General features: G+C 68.7%; 5 protein-coding genes. 2 read left to right on the forward strand and 3 right to left on the reverse strand.

The genetic code is table 11. The features are described 5' to 3' along the window. Positions 1–45 precede the first annotated feature (45 nt). On the forward strand, positions 46–459 hold the full coding sequence (locus OHS03_RS11060) for an NUDIX hydrolase (protein ID WP_328662645.1): 414 nt from the start codon (positions 46–48) through the stop codon (positions 457–459). Between the two features lie 8 nt (positions 460–467). Next, on the forward strand, positions 468–947 hold the full coding sequence (locus OHS03_RS11065; protein WP_328662646.1) for a hypothetical protein: 480 nt from the start codon (positions 468–470) through the stop codon (positions 945–947). Positions 948–960: 13 nt separating this feature from the next. Here OHS03_RS11065 and OHS03_RS11070 read toward each other — a convergent pair whose 3' ends face one another. The 3 genes from OHS03_RS11070 to OHS03_RS11080 form a co-directional block, all read right to left on the reverse strand. Next, the gene (locus OHS03_RS11070) at positions 961–1746 is read right to left on the reverse strand and encodes a MerR family transcriptional regulator (RefSeq protein ID WP_328662647.1); all 786 of its coding nucleotides are present in this window, start codon (positions 1744–1746) and stop codon (positions 961–963) included. 29 nt (positions 1747–1775) lie between these two features. Beyond that, positions 1776–2930, reverse strand: a complete 1155-nt coding sequence (locus tag OHS03_RS11075; protein ID WP_328662648.1) for a serine hydrolase domain-containing protein — start codon at positions 2928–2930, stop codon at positions 1776–1778. 78 nt (positions 2931–3008) lie between these two features. After that, complete coding sequence (locus OHS03_RS11080; RefSeq protein ID WP_328662649.1) at positions 3009–19247, reverse strand: non-ribosomal peptide synthetase; 16239 nt, start codon at positions 19245–19247, stop codon at positions 3009–3011. Positions 19248–19277: the final 30 nt, after the last annotated feature.

A 19277-nucleotide genomic window follows, 5' to 3' on the forward strand; every position in this document is an offset into this window, starting at 1 on the left:
ACGCTGAGCAACACTGTCGCACCGATCCCGGTTAAGCTGCGGGCCGTGGTGGAACCTGCGCGACAGCAGCTCATCGATACGGTGGCCTGGGTGCTGATCGAGAACGGTCGCATCCTGTGCGCCCGTCCACGCGGCAAGGACGTGTTCTTCATTCCCGGCGGCAAACGCGAAGGCGCCGAGACCGACCTGCAGACCCTGGTCCGTGAGGTCGCCGAGGAACTGACCGTCGAACTCACGCCGGACAGCGCCGTCCACGTCGGCACCTACGAGGCCGCGCTCGCCGACGGGCACGACACTGTGGTCCGGATGGCGTGCTACACCGCCGACTACCGCGGGGTGCTCACGGCCAGCAGTGAAATCGAGGCGCTGGCCTGGTTCGGGTTCGGCGACCGCGATCTGGTCCCCCCGGTCGACCAGTTGCTGTTCGACGACCTGGCAGCGGCCGGGTCGCTGCGGTGATCGGCGCGGTGGCACGGTCGGCGTTCTATGAACTGCTGGCACTGCCACTGGCATTCACGCGGGTACGGACCCGGCTGCGGGTGCCGCGCCTGCTCCTGCGCGAACCGGTCGGCGCCCACCATGTTTCGCTGGGACGCTGCCTGATCCACTCGGTGCTGTCGGGGGGACTCGGGCTACTCGGCTGGTTCCTCGCGATGCTCAGCGCGCTGGCTCTGGTGCGCGGTGTGGCTTATCCGCTCGTCGCCGCCGATGGGTACGCGAACTCCTGGGGCGGACCCACCTTGGCGGGAGCGTGGGCGGTGCACGCGGCGCTGGGCGTGCTGATCGCGCCGGTGTTCGTCGGCTCGATCGCCCTGTTCGGCCGGTTGCAGCTGCGGGTGATCCGAACTGTGCTCGGCGGTGATCGCTCGTGGTGGGCGATTCCGATCGTGGTGGTGCTCGCGGCGGCGGGCGGGCTGTTCTTCGTGGCGTGGGTGCATCAGATCTGAGGGTGGCAGCGCCTCACCGAGAGTTCTGTCCGGGAATCCGTACACCCGCGGCACGCAGTTTCGTTTCGACGAGCGTGGACATCCGAGCCGCGGTCGATTCCGGCTCTTCACCGTGGTGCCGGATCAATGTGTAGCGTGTCGCGGCCTCTGTGCCGGCTTGTAGCCCGGTCACGATCTCGAGGTGATCGGGGTTGGCGAGATAGTGCTCGGCCACCGCGGTGGCGAGGTCCTCGATCCTGGGGTCGTCGGGCTCCCAGCTCATCGCCTCGGAGGCGCGCCGATACACGGCGAGGAACTCGGGGTCTTCGATGGCGTTCTCGATATTGGCCAGGTAGTCGTCGAAGCCTTCCGGAACGAGAGCTCTGGCCAGCACCCAGCCCTCGCGGGCGGCGGCGATGTCTGCCTGGCTGATGCCGAGTTCGGGCAGGCGGGCGAGCAGCGTCACCGCACGGTCGGGCAGCAGCGTTCGGTCGCCGTCGGCGAGGCGGTGCAGGGTGTCGCGGCGGGCGATCAACTCCTCGATCCGTTCGGTGAGGCGCCGCTCGACGTCGGCCAGCTCGGTGGCGAACGATGCCGCGTCGGCGTCGAGCAGGGCGCCGATCTCGGCCAGCGGCACCCCGGCACCGGCCAGGGTTCTGACCTGCACCAGCCGCAGCAGCGCGGCCGAGCCGTACCGGCGGTAGCCGGAGCTGTCGCGCGCTGGTTCTTCGAGCAGACCGTTCTTCTCGTAGTGCCGCACGGTCTTGATCGTGACGCCGGCGAATACCGCGGCCTGGCCGATCGTGACGCCGTTGTTCATCTGCTCAGTCCGCCCTGCTCGGGGTAGTCCTACTGAGAAAGTTGACCTTGATGCGAGGGCGAGGTCAAGTCCTCGGCGCCGAACACCTCGTCGACCAGCCGTTGCGTGGCAGCCTGGAACACCGTGGACAGCGACAGGTCGGCGTCGTCGACATAGTTCATCGCCGCGGTCATGGTTTTGGTGCCGTCGGGTGTGCTGTACATCAGTGCCGCGTGACCACCGTGGCCGCCGTTGTGGGTGATGACGGTGCCGGTCGCGGTCTTCTGCACGAACACCCCCAGGCCGTAGCCGACCTTGGTTTCGGGCGTGAGCATCTCGGCCAGCAGCGGGGCGGGCAGCAGCTTGCCGCTCAGCAGCGCGGAGATGAAGGTGTGCAGGTCCTTGCTGGTGGAGATCATGTCGCCGCCGCTGGAGATCCAGGAGGGGTTCTGCACGCTGACATCGACGGTCTTCTCCACACCGGCGTCGTCGTAGCGGTAGTACGCGTGGGCGTGCGGTCCGCCGATCTCGGTGGAGGTCTCCGGCACCACGGTGTCCGACAGTCCGAGCGGACCCAGGATCAGTCGCTGCATCTCCTCGGCCAGCGGGTGGCCGGTGACCGCCTCGATGAGCAGCTTGGCCAGTACGTAGTTGGTGTTGGCGTAGCTCCAGTCGGTGCCCGGTTCGAATCGGGCAGGCTGGGCCAAGGCCAGCCGCACCAGTTCGTCGGCCTCGTGGGTCAGGAAGCGGTTGTCGACCCATTCTTTGCCACCCCAGGCGACGACGCCCGGCGCGGTCGTCCCGTCCTCGTAGACCTCGCCGGTGAAGTTGAAGATCCCGCTGGTGTGCTGCAACAGCATCCTCACCGTGATGCGCGGGTCCAGTGCGAACCGGGGCAGGTAGTCGACGGCGGGGGTGTCCAGAGCGATCTTGTTCTCGGCCACCAGCTGCAGGACCACGGTCGCGACGAAGGTCTTGGTGTTGCTGCCGATCCGGACGCGCCCGTTGATCGGCGGGGTCGCGGGCTCGCCCAGCACGCTGCGCCCGGCGCTGCCGACCCACTCGCCGCGCTCGTCGTCGACCCGCAGTTGCAGGCCGACGAAACCGGTGTCGACGATCTCCTCGATGGTCTGCTGAAGATTCGGATAAGCCTGTGCCGCAACAGTTTTGGTGGCGTTCGCTGCGATGTTCGAGTTCGAAGTCATGAGATGAGCTTCCACCTTGACCCGAGGTCAACCTCAAGAGTGATCCGGGTCACTCGACGTGCCCGGATCCGGTTTCGGCTAGCCCAGCGTGTCGGCGATGACGGCGAGGGCGCGGTCCTCGGTCATGCGCCAATGGGTTGCGTCCACGGGATGGTTGTCGACGGAGCCGGTCACTGCCTGGGCCCACGACGACGCACCGGCGGTCCCGGTCGGATCGTCCTGGGCCGCGGTGAAATAGGTGATCGTGCCGTCGAACCGGCGGGGGCGATAGGCGGCGTCGAGGGCGAGCGAGGTGATCGCCGCGTCGACGATTCGGTCGATGCGGGCGGGGTCGAGCGGTGTCTGCGGGGCGGAGCGTTCGAACAGGGTCCGGGCGAGTTGGTGCAGGTCGACGGGTTCGGTGAGGTCCACCTCGTCGGCGCCGACGAACCCGCCGAGCAGATCGGCAGCGGTCGCTGGGGTGGCGACGGCCGTCGACGCCGACGACAGGGTGCTGTCCAGCATGGCCAGCACCGCGACGTCCTCGCCGTCTTCCTGTAGCTGCACCGCCATGGCGTGCGCGATGACGCCACCGAGGGACCAGCCGAGCAGGTGGTACGGGCCTTCGGGTTGCACCGCACGGATTTCCTTGAGGTACAGCAGAGCCCATTCCTCGATCGAATCCGGGAGGGGCTCGACCGAACTCAACGCCGGAGACTGGAGTCCGTAGAGCGGACGGTCGAGGTGGGCGGCGAGGCCGCTGAAGGACCAGGCGATGCCGCTGATGGGGTGGACACAGAACAGCGGCTCGCCGGTGCCCTCGGTGCGCAACGGCAGCAGGACGTCGAAGGCGGCGTCGGTGCCCGCACTGTCGGCGCCCTCGGCGCGCAACGCCGCCACGATGCCCGCCGGAGTGGGCGTGGTGAAGATCCAGGTGACGGGAACGGTCGCGGCCGTCGCGGTGCCGAGCTGGGTGGACAGGCGGGTGGCGCTCAGGGAGGTGCCGCCGAGTTCGAAGAAGTGGTCGTCCATGCCGACGCGGTCCAGGTGCAGGATGTCGGCGAAAATGTCGCAGACCGTGTGTTCGACGGCCGTGTCCGGGGCGCGGTAGCTGCGGGTAGCGAGTTCGGGGGCGGGCAGGGCGGCGCGGTCCAGTTTGCCGACGGTGGTCAGGGGGATGTCGTCGAGGACCATGATCGTGGTGGGGACCATGTGGGTGGGCAGCGATTGGCTTGCCCACCGCAGGAGGCTGTCCACGTCGACGTCGCGACCGTGCGCGGCGACCACGTAGGACACCAACACTGTTGCCCCGGCCTGGTTCTCGCGACCGACGGTGACGGTGGCGCCGACGTCGGGGTGCGAGCCCAGGACGGCGTCGATTTCCTCGAGTTCGATGCGGAATCCGCGGATCTTGATCTGGAAGTCGGTGCGGCCGCGGTATTCGAGTTCGCCGTGTCGGTTCCATGCGGCGAGGTCGCCGGTGCGGTACAGGCGGGTGCCCGCCTGGAACGGGTTGGCGACGAAGCGTTCGGCGGTGAGGTCGGGGCGGCCCAGGTAACCGGTGGCCAGCTGGGCGCCTGCCAGGTACAGCTCGCCCGGCACACCGACCGGGACCGGGCGTAGTCGTGCGTCCAGGACATAGACCTGGCTGTTCCAGACCGGTCTGCCGATCGGGACGGTGGTCGTGTCGGCGGCACTCACCCGGTGGCTGGTGATCGAGACCGCGGCCTCGGTGGGGCCGTAGACGTTGAACAGCGCGATAGTCGGTGCCACGGTGGCGAATCGGCGAGTCAGCGCGACCGGGAGGGTTTCGCCGATGGCCAGCACACGGCGCAGTGACGGCGCGAGCGTGTCGTTGAGCAGGGTGTCGAGCATCGACGGCACGACGTGCAGGGTCGTCACTTCTTCGCGTCGCATCAGCTCGGCGAGGTAGGTCGGGTCCCGGTGACCATCAGGTGCGGCGAGCACCAGTCGACCGCCGCAGACCGCCGCGCACCAGAACTCCCAGACCGACAAGTCGAACGTGGCAGCGGTCTTCAGCAGCACGCTGTCCTGGGCGGTGAGGCCGAATTCGGTGGTCTTCCACCGCAACTGGTTGACGATCGCGGCGTGGGAGACGGCCACACCCTTCGGGCGGCCCGTCGATCCCGAGGTGAAGATCACGTAGGCGGTATTCGCCGCGCGCAAGGGGGCGCGGCGGTCGCGGTCGGTGATCGGGGCGGGGCTGTGCGTCGCCAGGTCCAACTGCTCGACGCACAGCACGGAGGTTCCCGGCGAGTCCGTCGCGGCAAGCCAGGTGCCCGTGCTGGTGAGGGTCAGCAGTGGCGACGCGGTATCCAGGATGTGTCGGGTGCGTGCCGGTGGTTGGTCGGGATCGATGGGGACATACGCGCCGCCTGCTGTGCTGACCGCGTACATCGCGACGACCAGGTCGACCGATCGGCGCATGGCCAGCGCCACGCGGGATTCCGGGCCGACGCCTGCCGCGATGAGATACCGCGCCAGACGGTTCACTCGCGCGTCGAGGTCCGCGTAGGTCAGGCGCACATCGTCGGCTACGAGGGCTTCGGCATCCGGTGTCGAGGACACGGTCGCATCGAGCATCGAGACCAGGGTGGCGCTCGGGTCTGCTGGCCGGGCGGTGTGATTCCAGGTGTCGAGAAGCTGTCCCCGTTCGGCGGGGGCGAGCAGGTCGAAGGTGTGCAGGGGCGCGCCGGGGTCGGTGACCACCGCGGTGATGAGACGGGTGAGCCGGGTCAGGAATCCGGCTGCCGTGGCCGCGTCGAACAGGTCGGTGGCGTAGGTGCAGTAGCCGCTGATGCCGGCGGGCGAACCCTCGGCGGTGTAGCGGTCGGCCAGGATCAGGTGCAGGTCGAACTGGGACAGCGCACGGTCGAGCTCCACCGACGACACGCTCATCCCGGGCAGGTCCATCCGCACCTCGGCGAGGTTCTGGAACGACAGACCGACCTGGAACAGCGGGTGGCGGGCGGTGGAACGGGCCGGGTTGAGTACTTCCACGAGCCGTTCGAACGGGATGTCGGCGTTGGCGAAGGCGGCCAGGTCGGTGTCGCGTTGGCGGGTCAGCTGTTCGGCGAAGCTCGCATCGGCGTCGACTCGGGTGCGGAACACCAGGGTGTTGACGAACATGCCGATCAGGTCGTCGAGGACGGCGTCGCCGCGACCTGCCACGGGGGTCCCGATGGCGATGTCGGTGGTGCCCGACAGTTCGGCGAGTACCACCGCCAGCGCGGTGTGCACGGCCATGAACAGGGTCGCGCCGTGGGTGCGCGACAGTTCGGCCAGGGCGGCGTGGGTGGCGGTGTCGACGGTGAAGGGGACACGGCCGCCCGCATAGGACTGGATCGCGGGTTGTGGCCGGTCGCGGGGTAGTTCGAGCTGGTCGGGCAGCTCTGCCAGGGCTTGCTGCCAGTAGGCGAGCTGGGCCGCCGATGTCGAGGTGGGGTCGGTTTCGTCACCGAGCAGGCTTTGCTGCCAGATGGCGTAGTCGGCGTACTGGACGGGCAGCGGCGCCCAGGCGGGGGCGTTTCCTTCGGTGCGTGCGGTGTAAGCGGTGACGAGGTCGCGGGTGAGGGGTCCACCGGAGAAGCCGTCACCGGCGATGTGGTGCACCGCCATGGCGAGTACATAGTCATCCGGGCCCAGTTCGAACAGGGTGGCGCGCAGCGGGACCTCGGTGGTGACATCGAAGACCGTGGACACCAGTGCTGTCACCGCCGCGTCGTCGCCCTGCGTGGTGACCTGCAGGCGTGGCACGTCCGGATGGTCGATCGGCAGCACGATCTGTGCCGGGGCGAGGTCGACGGTCGGGTAGACCGTGCGCAGGATCTCGTGGCGTGCGACCAGATCGGTGAACGCCTGCCGCATCGCGGTGGTGTCGAGCGCGCCGGTCAGGCGGAGCACGACCGGAATGTTGTAGGCGGCGGTTCCGGTGTCGAAACGGTTGAGGAACCACATGCGCTGCTGGGCGGGCGAGAGCGGGATGTGGTCGGGTCGTGGGCGCGCGGCCAAGGCTGGGCGGTGGGCCGCGCGGGTCAATCCGGCGATCTCACGGGCACATTCGGCCACGGTGGGTGCGGCGAACAGCACGCGCACCGGCACCCGGATGTCGACCGCCGCACCGAGCCGTGCGGTCAGGCGGGTGGCGAGCAGGGAGTTGCCGCCCAGGTCGAAGAAGTTGTCGTCGGCACCGACACGTTCGGCACCGAGCACCTCGGCGAACACGTCGGCGACCGTTCGCTCCAGCCCGGTCGCGGGCTCGCGGTAGGCGCGGGTCGCGAATTCCGGTGCGGGGAGAGCATTTCGGTCGATCTTTCCGGCGGCCGACAGCGGGATACGGTCCAAGACGACGACCGCCGCCGGGACCATGTGCGCGGGCAGCATCGATGACGACCACCGTGTAATGGCGCCGGGATTGATGTCGCGGCCCGTCACATACGAAACCAGCGCGGTGTCGCCGGCGGGGTTCTGGGCGCCGATGGTGAGGGCGAAACTCAGCTGGGGATGCCGCAGCAGGACGGAGTCGATCTCGCCGGGCTCGATGCGGAAGCCGCGGATCTTGATCTGGAAGTCGGTGCGGCCCAGGTACTCCAGCTCGTAGGTGTCGCCGTGCACCCAGCGCACGAGATCGCCGGTGCGGTACATGCGTTCGCCGGGGCCGGCCCACGGGCAGGCGACGAAACGGTCGGCGGTGGCGGCCGCGCGGCCACGGTAGCCGCGTGCGAGTGCGGGACCCGCCAGGTACAGCTCACCGGTGGCGCCCACCGGTACCGGGTGCAGGCGGGCATCGAGGACAACGGCACGCACACCCGGAACGGGGCGACCGATCGTGACGCGGTCCCCGGCGCGCAATGCCGAGTAGGTCGCGCCGATGGTCGCTTCGGTGGGGCCGTAGCCGTTGAGGAAGCTGCGGCCGGGTTGCCAGCTCGCCAGCAGTTCGGGAGTGGTGGCTTCACCGCCTGCCGACACGCACTGCAGATCGGGCAGGGCAGCCGGGTCCAGGGTGCTCAGCAGGGCGGGGGTGATGATCGTGTGCGTCACCTGTTCGGCGCGCAGCAGATCGTCGAGATCGGTGCCGCCGAGGGTGTCCGGTGGTGCGATGACCAGGGTGGCGCCGTGATGGAACGCGGTACCGAGTTCCTCGATCGACTGGTCGAAGCTGGGCGAGCACACGTGCAGCATGCGGTGGTCGTGGCGCAGGCGCATCAGGGCAGCCGAGTGCGTGAGGAGAGCGCCCACTCCGGCGTGGGTGACCGAGACGCCCTTGGGTGTGCCGGTGGAGCCGGAGGTGTAGATCACGTAGGCGATGTTGGTGCTGCGCAGGGGTGCTCGGCGGTCGCGATCACGCACCGGGGTCGACGAACAGGCGGCGATGCGGGCCTGGGTGGTCGGCTCGTCGAGGATCAACCAGCGCAGGGATTCCGGGAGTCTGTTCGCCTTGGCCGCGAGGGTGAGGCCGATGGTCGCGCCGGAATCGTCGAGCATGTGGCGGACCCGGTCGTCGGGGTAGTTCGGGTCGACCGGCAGATACACCCCACCGGCTTTGGCGATGGCCCAGAAGGCGAGGATCGACTCGTAGGAGCGCGGGACGGCCGAGGCGACGACTGTTTCCGGGCCGATTCCCTCGGCGACGAGGACTCGGGCCAGGCGTGAGGAGTCGGCGTCGAGGATGCCGTAGGTGTAGGCGTTCGTGTTCTCGCGCACCGCGATTCGATGCTGGCCGTAGCCGGTGCCGCGTACGAGCAACTCGGGCAGGGTGCCGGTCGTCGAGGGAGGTGTGCCGTTGCCGAGACGGGTCAGGAAGGTGTACTCGGCGTGGTCGAACAGGGGTAGGTCGCCCGCCGGGGTCTGCGGTCGGTCGGCGACGGCGGTGAGCAGCCGGACCAGACGGCGGACGAAGGTGTCGGCCTCGTGGTCGTCGAAAAGGGTTCGGGTGAAAGATATCTCGATCGCCGTGCTCGACTGGCCCTCGAGCACCGTCACGGTCAGTTCACCGGCTGTCGGGGCGTCCTCCTCCGGTGCCGCAGCGTCGGCGGACCGGACTTGCAGGCGCACCTGTCCCAGAGAACGGGGCTCGACGCCGAGCAGGTTCGCGAAGTCCGCGAGTGGGATTCCGGCATGAGCCAGCGCCTGGGACTCGGTGTTGTGTGCTTGGGTGAGCAGGTCGAGGAACGGTGCGGTGGAATCGATCATGTTGCGTAGCAACAGATCAGGAGTGCCGGTTCTGATCACGATGTCGTCGGAAGCCGTCAGTCGTGCGAGAAGCACGGCTACGCCTGTGCGGATCAGCGTCTGCCGGCTCACGTTCGCGGTGTCGGCGAGGCGGCCGAGGTCTCGGTGCACCGCCGCCGGGACTGCGAATCGGGTGCGGCCCTGTTCGGTGGCCCCATGGTTAACCGATTGCCCGCTGCGCGAGTGTTCGGTGGGCAGGACCAGTCGGGCAGGCAGATCCGCCAAGGTCTGGCGCCAGTAGCGGGATCGGGTGATCGGGTCGGTCGGGTCGGCGGCGAGCAGTTCGGCGACGCGGACCGCGGGCGTGGTCGGGGTCGCGATGAGGTTGTCGATAGCCGTGCGGAGGCGGTCGGTCACGGCTCGAGCCACCGCGTCGGAGACGAGATCGCGGCGGTACTTGATCTGCACCTGGGTGCGAGCGCCCAGGAAGACCAGCACCGTGATCGGGTAGTGGGTGTGGTCGGCGCCCCGCAGGTCGTCGATGCTCAGGTTGTCGAGTGCGCCGCCCGCCTGTTGCAGTCCTTCGACATCGACGGGGTAGGACTCGAACGCGAGCATGGTGTCGAACAGCTCGCCCAGTCCCGCGACCCGCTGGATCGCACCGAGACCGAGGTGGTGGTGATCGAGCACGGAGGCCTGCTCGGCCTGGACGGCGCGGATCAGGTCGTCGGCGCTGTCGGCGGGATCGATCCGCACGCGCACCGGAACCGCGTCGACGAACAGGCCGATCATGTCGCCGACGCCGTCGAGCTGTGGCGGGCGCCCGGACACCGTGGCGCCGAACACCACATCGTCGCGTGCGGTACTCGCGGCGACGACCAGGCCCCAGGCCGTTTGGAACACGGTGTTCGCGGTGACCTCGGCGGCCGCGGCGAACGTGGTCAGTTCCGCTGTGCGCGCGGCGTCGAGTTCGAACTCGCACAGCCCGTAGCCGGTCCCGGTCGCGGGCGGCCAGGTCAGCTCGGGGGCAAGCATGGTCGTGCGCACACCGTCGAGGACCTCCGACCACGCGCGCTCGGCGGCGGTGCGGTCCTGGCGGGTGAGCCACTCGAGGTAGTCGCGGTAGGGGCGCACCGGCGGGAGCGGGGTCGCGTCGCCGTGGGTGGCGTAGAGGACGAGCAGTTCCTTCATCAGCAACGGCATCGACCAACCGTCGAGGAGGATGTGATGGCCCGTCAGGACGAGGTGGCTGCGCCCGGAACCGGTGATGTACACCGTGAATCGCAGCAGCGGCGCGATCGTCGGGTCGAAACCGGCCTGCTGATCGGCAGCGAGCAGAGCGGGCAGCTCGGCGTCGGCGGCTTCGACGATCCGCAACGGTGCTTCCACGGCGTCGGCGACGAGCTGGACCGGGGTGCCGTCGGGGGCGGTGACGAAGGCCGATCGGAGGTTGGCGTGCCGGTGCAAGACGGTCGCGGCCGCGCGGCGTAGCCGGTCGGTGTCGAGTTCGCCGCTCAGTTCGGCCATGAGCTGGATGACGTAGGCGTGGACCGACTCGTCGAGCATGTCGCCCAGTGCCAGCAGCGAGTGCTGCAACGGTGACAGCGGCAGCACATCCGACAGGCCCGGATGGGTTCGGCGCCAGGTGTCGAGGTCGGTTTGCGAGACCTGGACCAGTGCGACGTCGGACGGGGTCAGCCCGCCCGCGGACGGGTGCAGGGTGTGGTCGGCCAGGGCGGTGAGCCAGCTCGTCCAGTCCTCGGCCAGTTCCTCGACCTCGGCCTCGGTCAGGATGCCGGTGGCGTAGCGGAAGTTCGCCTGCAGTTGCAGACCGGTGTCGGTGGTGACGGCGATCGCGTTGATGTCGAGGACGGTGTGCGCGGGCAGGGCGGGGTCGTAGTCGACTTCGATCTCGCCGAGGTCGGCGGTGGGCAGCCACGCGACATCATCGGTGGGCAGAGCGCCGGTGGTGGCGCGGCCCAGGTAGTTGAAGCCGATCTGACCGATGTTGCCGGACAACCGGTTTCGGGTTTCCGGTGCCCTGCGCAGCAGGCCGAAACCGATGCCGTTGTCGGGCACAGCCAGGAGCTGTTCCTTGACGGTGCGCACCGTCGCGGCGAGGGCTTCGTCGTCGAAGGTCGCGGGTGTGATGGCGCGCAGATCGAGGGCGACGGGGTAGACGGTGGTGAACCAGCCGACGGTGCGGGTCAGGTCCGCACCGGGGACGGCGTCCTCCTGGCGGCCGTGGCCTTCGAGTCTCAGTCGCAGAGTGGCGGAGTCGATGCCGCGACGCGCACGCCAGACCCGCACGGCCAGGGCCAGCGCGGCGAGCAGGGGGTGATCGGCGCCTGCCCGGTATTGCGCGGGCAGGGTCGTGAGCAGGGGTTCGGTGATCTCGGCGGGGATCTGCACGGTGATCGACCGCATCGTTGCCTCGGTGTCGAGGCCGCTGTCGAGCGCGCGGGCGCCGAGCAGCGGGTCGGGGGTGGCCAGGACTCGCTGCCAGTGGTCGAGTTCGGCGGTGCGATCGGCGGTGGCCAGGCCGTGCGCCCAGCGGCGGAACGAGGTCGCGACCGGCGGTAGGGCGATCTGTTGACCTGCGTCGTACTGGGCCCACGCCAGGACGAGGTCGGGCAGCAGGATGCGCCAGGAGACGCCGTCGATCACATAGTGGTGGGCGGCGACCGCGAGCACATCGCGAGCGCCGTGGCGGCGGATCCAGGTGAAGGCGATCATGCGCGCGGCAGCGGGATCCAGTGCCGAGAGCGCTGAGTCCATGGCGGCGCTGCCGATTCGGGTCAGCTCATCCGGTGCGGTCGCGGCCTGTGGGGCGTCGATTTCGGTGATCAGCGAGTCCACATCGATGGCGTGGGGCGCCAGGACCTCCCACCGCCACTCGTCGCCGTCTCGCCGCAGCCGGGAACGCAGCATGTCGTGGTGGCGCAGGACCGCGGCGATGGTGGCATTCAGGCCGGCACGGTCGATGTTGTCAGGGAGTGCCAGGACCATGGTTTGGGCGAAGCGGTCGCTCGAACCGGTGGTCAGGAAGTCGGCCAGTACCGGTGTCAACGCGACGTCGCCGATGCCGCCGCCGGGCAGTTCGGCCAACACGGGCGCGTTCGGGCTGTCGAGGGCGGCGATGTCGGACAGCTTCGCCACGGTGCGGTGTTCGAACACGTCACGGGTGGTGAAGACGATGCCTGCCGTGCGGGCCAGGGAGACCAGCTGGATCGACAAAATGCTGTCGCCGCCGATCGCGAAGAACGAATCGTGCACGCCGACCTGCGGCACGCCCAGGACGCGGGCGAACAGCTCGGCCAGCAGGGTTTGCATTGTGCCCGTCGGTGCTGCGGCGGGCTCGGTCGCGGTGGCCGGTTCGGGCAGGGCGTTGCGGTCGAGTTTGCCGTTGGCGGTCAGGGGCAGGGTGTCGAGGACCACGATCGCCGACGGCACCGCGTGCGCGGCCAGACGATCTGCGGCGTACTCGGTGAGTGCGTGCGGGTCGGCCGAATGACCTTGTGTCGCGAGCACATAGGACACCAGCGTCGTCGAACCGGAGCGGGTCCGACGTCCCACGGTGACCGCGAATTCGACGCTGGGATAGCTGACGAGCACGGCATCGATCTCACCCGGTTCGATCCGGAAACCACGCACCTTCAACTGGGTATCCGCGCGGCCCAGGTAGTCGATGTCGCCGGTGTCGCGGCGGCGCACCAGATCGCCCGTGCGGTACATGCGGGTGCCGGGCGCACCCCACGGGTCGGGGACGAATCGGACCGAGGTCGTCGTCGGCTGATTGCGGTAGCCGCGGGCCAACGCCGCACCGGTCAGATAGAGCTCACCGGTGACGCCCGGCGCAACCGGATGCAGGCGGGCGTCCAGGATCATCGCGTGCGTGCCCTGCACGGGGCTGCCGATCGAGATTGGTTGTCCGGCGGTGAGTTCGGCGTAGGAGGAGATGATGGTGGTCTCGGTGGGGCCGTAGCCGTTGAGGTAGCGGCGACCGGGCTGCCATTTCGCGAGCAGTTCCGGGGTGGTCACATCACCGCCGACAGACAACGATTCCAGTGCGTCCAGACCGGCCGCCGGGTCGAGGGTGCCGAGGACCGCGGGGGTGATGATGGCGTGGGTGACGGACTCGGTGGCCAGCAGGTCCGAGAGTTCGACGCCACCCGCGATCTCGGACGGTACGACGACCAGCGTCGCCCCCGTCGCGAAGGCGCACAGCCATTCCAGGACGGAGGGGTCGAACCAGGGGGCGCAGATGTGGAGGAAGCGGTGGTCGGACTCGAGGTGGTAGCGGCGGACGGCCTCATCGACCAAGGGAGCCAGCCCGGCGTGGGTCACGGTGACGCCCTTGGGCAGACCCGTGGAACCGGAGGTGTAGATGATGTACGCGGGGTGGTCGACACGCAGGGGTGCGAGTCGGTCGGCGTCGGCGATCGGCATCGTCGGGTGTGTGGCACCGGCTCGGTCGAGGTCGTCGAGCGTCAGCCAGGTCAGGTCGTCGGGCAGGTCCTCGAGGTGCGCGTCGGCGCTGATGCCGAGCTTCGCACCCGAGTCTTCGACCAGGTGCCGGAGCCGCTGGGCGGGATTGCGTGGGTCCATCGGCACATACACGCCACCTGCCGCGGCGACGGCGAGTGCGGCGGCGACCATCTCGAAAGAGCGTGGAAGGGCAACGGCGACAGCGACTTCGGGGCCGACACCACGGGCGATCAGCTCGCGCGCCAGTCGCGCGGTCTGCTCGGTCAGCTCGCCGTAGGTGATCGAGCGGTCCCGGTACCGGACGGCGACCCGATCTGGACCGTGGGTCGATCCGCGCGAGACCAGTTCGGGGAACAGCGTGGTGGCGGTTTCGGGATCGGCGTCCCGCGCGGTCAGCGCCGCGTGCTCCGCCGCGTCGAGCAGCGTGAGGTCACCGACGGGGGTATGGGGGTGCTCGATCGCCGCTGCCAGCAGGAGGATCAGTCGTTGCGCGAGGACCGCGACTGTCGACTGGTCGAAGAGAGCGCTGGCGTAGAGGAATTCGGCGGTGATGGGGTCTTCGTCAGCGGCCGGGTGGTGCGCAGAGTTCAGGGACAGCACGAGATCCCGCGCGACCGTGTCCACCTCCGGGGATTCGTTCGATACCAGCATCACCCGTACGAGAGGCTGCTCGTCAAGTTTGTGGTCCAGCGGCGGCCTGTTTCGCGTGAATGCCCGCCGGGACACCGTGGTCGCCTCGGCCAGTAGTTCGTCGACAACGGTGTTGCCGCGCACCGGTAGTCGTAACAGCAGGTGGGGGGTGTCGATCGCGATGTCCTCGGTGCCGGACAGCCGGGCGAGGAGCACCGCGAAGACCGTGTGCACGAGGCTGAATACCGTCGTGTCGCGGGACTCGGCGAAGTCCCGCATGCGCCGATGGAGATCGGCCGGAATCTCGAAGCAGACGCGCGCGTCTGCCACGACGGGAGTTGCCGGTCGGGCGCGGTCGGTGGGGAGATCCAGTTCCTGCGGGAGGTCGGTGAGGACCGAACGCCAGTAGGTCGACTCCGCGATCGGGTCGTCGAGTCGATCCAGGGTGTCCAGGAGTTGGGCGGTGGTGTGTTCCGGCGTTCGGACGAAAGCGTCGAGGGTGGCACGCAAGCGGTGCGCGAGAGCTTCCGCGATGCCGCTGTCGATCACGTCCAGGCGGTACTGCACACCGACGCGGATTCCGTCGCCGACCTCGACACCGACCGCCACCGGATAGTGGGTCGCGTTCGCCGCTGTCACATCCACGATCTCGAGGCCGTCGATGGAGCTGTGCGCGCGCCGCATTCCCTCGGTATCGACGGGGTAGGACTCGTAGGCCATCAGCGTGTCGAACAGCTCGCCCGTACCTGCTGCGCGCTGGATCTCGGCGAGGCCGAGGTGATGTCCGTCGAGTAGTGCGATTTGTGCGGACTGCAGCTGCGACAACATGTTTCGCAGCGGCTGATCTGTGTCGATGTCGACTCGAACGGGGATGGTGTTCGCGAAGAGTCCGACCATGCCGTCGACACCGTCCAACTGCGGCGGGCGGCCCGAGACCACCGCGCCGAACACGACATCGTCGCCACCGACCGCACCGGCCAGCACCACACCCCACGCCGCCTGGAACAGGGTGTTGACCGTGACGTCGTTGGCTGCGGCACAGACCGCCAGTTCCTCTGCCTCGGCCGGTGACAGCTCGACGGTGCACATCCCGTGCCCCTCGGTCGGCGCGGTCGGCGCGGAGATCGCTGTGGTGAGCAGGCTCGGCCGGTGTCCGGATAGCGCCTCGCGCCAATTCCGCAATGCGGCAGACCGGTCCTGGTCTGCGAGCCACGCGAGGTAGTCACGGTAGGGACGCACGCGCGGGAGCACGGTGGGCGCGCCGTCGGTGGCATAGCAGAGGAGCAGTTCCTGCATCAGCAACGGCATCGACCAGCCGTCGACCAGCAGGTGATGCGCGGTCAACACCAAATGCATGCCGTCGGCGCGCCGATACAGCGTGAACCGCAGCAACGGCGGCGCGGAGAGATCGAAACCGATCCGCGCTTCGGCGGCCAAGAACTCCTCGGCCTCGGCACGGTCGGTGTCGACTATCTGCCACGGCACCGTGACACCTTCGGCGACGAAACCGACCGGCGTACCCGCCGCCGACGAGCCGAAGGCTGTGCGCAGGATCGCGTGACGGTCGAGGACCGCTTGGGCCGCTCGGCGCAGACGGTCGGTGTCGACCTCGCCCGCCAACTCCACAGCCAGCTGGACCAGATACGGATCGGCCGGAGACACCTGCGCGAGGAACATCAAACCGAGCTGCAAAGGCGCCAACGGCAGCACATCGGTCAGACGCGGACGTTCGCGATGCCAGGTATCGAGTTCTGCCTGGGTGACCTGGACCAGCGGCACGTCGGCGGGCGACAGGCCACCCGCTGCCGGATCGCGCAGGTGTTCGGCGAGGATCGACAAGGCCGCTGTCCAGCAGTCGGCCAGTTCTCGCACCGACGCCTCGTCGATGATCTCGGCGGCGTACGAGAACGACGCGCGCAGTTGCAAGCCGGTGTCGGTACCGGTGGCGAGTGCGTTGATGTCGATGACGGCGGCCGCGGGCAGCTCGGGGTCTTGTTCGGCGACGGGCTCGCCCCAGTCGGCGGTGGGTAGCCAGCTGTGGTCGGTTGCGGCGACATCGCCCGCGGAAAGACGTCCCAGGTAGTTGAAGCCGACCTGACCCAGGGGGCCTTCGAGGTCGGCCGCAGATTCCGGGTCCAGGTGGCGGAGCATCCCGAAACCGATGCCCTTGTGCGGCACCGCGCGAAGCTGTTCCTTGATCGCCTTGACCACGGCGGCCGTGGCATCGCCACCGTGCCACGCGGCGTCGTTGTCGACCGCGCTCAGATCCAGCGCGACCGGATACATGCTGGTGAACCAGCCGACGGTGCGCGTCAGATCGGCACCGTCGACCGCGGATTGCTCGCGGCCGTGGCCTTCCAGACGGACCCGGGTGGCGGGAGCGTCGACGCCACGTCGGGCCCGCCACGTGCGTACGGCCATCGCCAAGGCGGCGAGCAAGCCGTCCTCAGCACCCGCGCGGTACATGGTCGGCAGGTCGGTCAGGACCGCCTGGGTGATGTCGGTGGGCACCTCGACGCTGATGGTTCGCACCGTCGATGCGGTATCGAGAGGACCGAGCGGACGATCGCCCAGCAGCGGGTCTGGCACCGACAATGTTTGCCGCCAGTGGTCGAGTTCCTCTCGCTTGCTTGCCGCCACGTCGGTCAGGCCGTGCGCCCAGCGGCGGAACGATGTGCCGACCGGAGGCAAGACGACCCGCTGGCCGGACTGGGCCCACGCGGCGACCAAGTCCGACAACAGGATTCGCCACGAAACACCGTCGATCGCCGCGTGGTTCGCCGCGACGACCAGCCCGTCCGGGCCGTCCTCGCGAGCCAGCCAGGCGAAGCCGATCATCCGGTACGCCTGCGGATCCAGCGACGCGAGCACGGAATCCATCGCGGTGTCGGCGATTGCGTCGAGTTGGGCGGTGCCTGCCGGGACATCGACGCGGATGAGTAGCTCGTTCACATCCACCGCGCCCGGCGGCAGCGCGTGCAGCTCCCACTTCCCGTCGACCTGACGCAGACCCGCCCGCAGCATGTCGTGGTGGTCGATCACCGCCGTGAGGGTGTCCACCAGGGTGTTTCGATCGATCCCGGCAGGCAAGGCAAGGACCATCTGCTGGGTGAACCGGCCGAAGACACGTCCCCCGGCCAGCGCGGCGGCCAGCACCGGCGTCAACGGCATCTCGCCCACGCCACCGCCGGGGAGTTCGGCCAGGGTGGGCGCGGATTCGGCACCCAGCACCGCCACCCGCGCCAACCCGGCGACAGTCCGGTGCTCGAACACCGCCTGCGGGGTGAACGAGATGCCGGCATTGCGTGCTCGCGAGACGAGCTGGATCGACAGAATGCTGTCGCCACCGGCGGCGAAGAACGAATCCTCGGCACCGATCTGCTCCAGGCCGAGGATCTGGGTGAACAGTTCGGCGATGGCGGTCTCGACCGGACCTTCGGGCGCGCGGGAACCGACCGCACCGAAAACCGGTGTGGGCAGCGCATTTCGGTCGAGCTTGCCGTTGGGGGTCAGCGGGATCTCATCGAGGACCATCAGGACGGTCGGCACCATATGGGCAGGCAGCGACGTGCCGACGAAACGGGCCACTTCCTCGGTGTCGATCGAAATACCTTGCCGGGGTAGCACATACGACACCAACACCGTGGCGCCCGAGTCGGCCTTCATACCGAGGGTGACCGCGTACTCGATGTCGGGATGGGCGGTGAGGGCGGCGTCGATCTCACCGAGCTCGACGCGGAAGCCACGGATCTTCACCTGGAAGTCGGAGCGGCCGAGATACTCGAAATCACCGTCGGCGGTGCGTCGGACCAGGTCTCCGGTTCGGTACATGCGGGACCCGGAGAAGGGCGAGGCGACGAAGCGTTCGGCGGTGAGAGCGGGCCTGCCCTGATAACTCTGTGCCAGTGCGGGGCCGGACAGATACAGCTCACCCGCCACGCCCGCGGGAACCGGGCGCAAACGTGAGTCCAGCACGGTCGCACCGAGGCCAGGGAAAGCCGAACCGATCGTGATCGGCTGCCCGGGGGAAAGCTCGGCGGTGCCGGTGGCGAGGATGGTGGCCTCGGTCGGGCCGTAGCCGTTGAAGAAGGCGCGGCCGACAGCCCAGCGGTCGACGAGGGTCGGGCCGAACGCGTCGCCCGCTACGACCACCACCCGCAGGGCGTCGAGGTCGTGCGCGTCGACAGATTCCAAGGCCGCCGGGGTGATCAGCATGTGGGTCACCCGTTCACGGCGCAACAACTCGGCGAGTTCGGGGCCACCGAAGACCGAGGGAGGTGAGATCACCAGCGTGGCACCGGAATTGAACGCCACCAGCAGCTCGAGCACGGAGACGTCGAAGTTCGGTGAGCACACGTGCAGGACACGGTCGCCGGCGTCGACCGAATAGCGTTCTCTGGCGGCTGCGACCAGCGCGCCGAGACCGGTGTGGGTGACGACGACGCCCTTGGGTCGGCCCGTCGAGCCCGAGGTGTAGATGACATAGGCCGGGTGCTGATCGGTCAGCGGGCGGACGCGATCGAGGTAGGAGATCGGGTGGGCGGGGTGTGCCGTGATGCGGTCGTGGTGGGTCGGGGTGTCGATGTCGAGCCAGTCGACGGATTCGCCGAGCTTGTCCCGATGCGCCGTGCAGGTGAGTCCGAGGATCGTGCCGGAGTCCTCGAGAAGGTAGGCGATCCGCTCCGCGGGCAGCGCCGGGTCGACGGGGACATACGCGGCACCGGTCTTGGCCACCGCCCACACCGCCGCCACCGATTCGATCGAACGGGTGAAACCGAGCGCGACCACATCGCCGGGGCCGATCCCGCGCTCGAGCAGATCCCTGGCCAGTCGTGAGGAGTACTCGTCGAGTCGGGTGTAGGTGAGTTCGCGGCGTTCACCGTCGACGGGGGAGTACGACACGGCCACGGCATCACCCGCGGTGTCTACTGCGGCGGTCAGCAGCTGAGAGAAGAGCGGAGTACTCGACTTTCGAATGCCTCGCGGCGCACGGCGAGCTTCACGTCCAGAGGTGCGCGCTTCACGCATTCGAGTACAACATCCTTCATCTGTCCGGCC

It is taken from the genome of Nocardia salmonicida, from assembly GCF_036142455.1.
GTDB classification, from domain to species: Bacteria; Actinomycetota; Actinomycetes; order Mycobacteriales; family Mycobacteriaceae; genus Nocardia; species Nocardia salmonicida.

Bases quoted from the DNA above. Each gene is read 5' to 3' on its own strand.
- OHS03_RS11070 (WP_328662647.1), bottom strand. From the start codon at position 1,746: ATGAACAACGGCGTCACGATCGGCCAGGCCGCGGTATTCGCCGGCGTC.
- OHS03_RS11075 (WP_328662648.1), bottom strand. From the start codon at position 2,930: ATGACTTCGAACTCGAACATCGCAGCGAACGCCACCAAAACTGTTGCG.
- OHS03_RS11080 (WP_328662649.1), bottom strand. From the start codon at position 19,247: ATGCGTGAAGCGCGCACCTCTGGACGTGAAGCTCGCCGTGCGCCGCGA.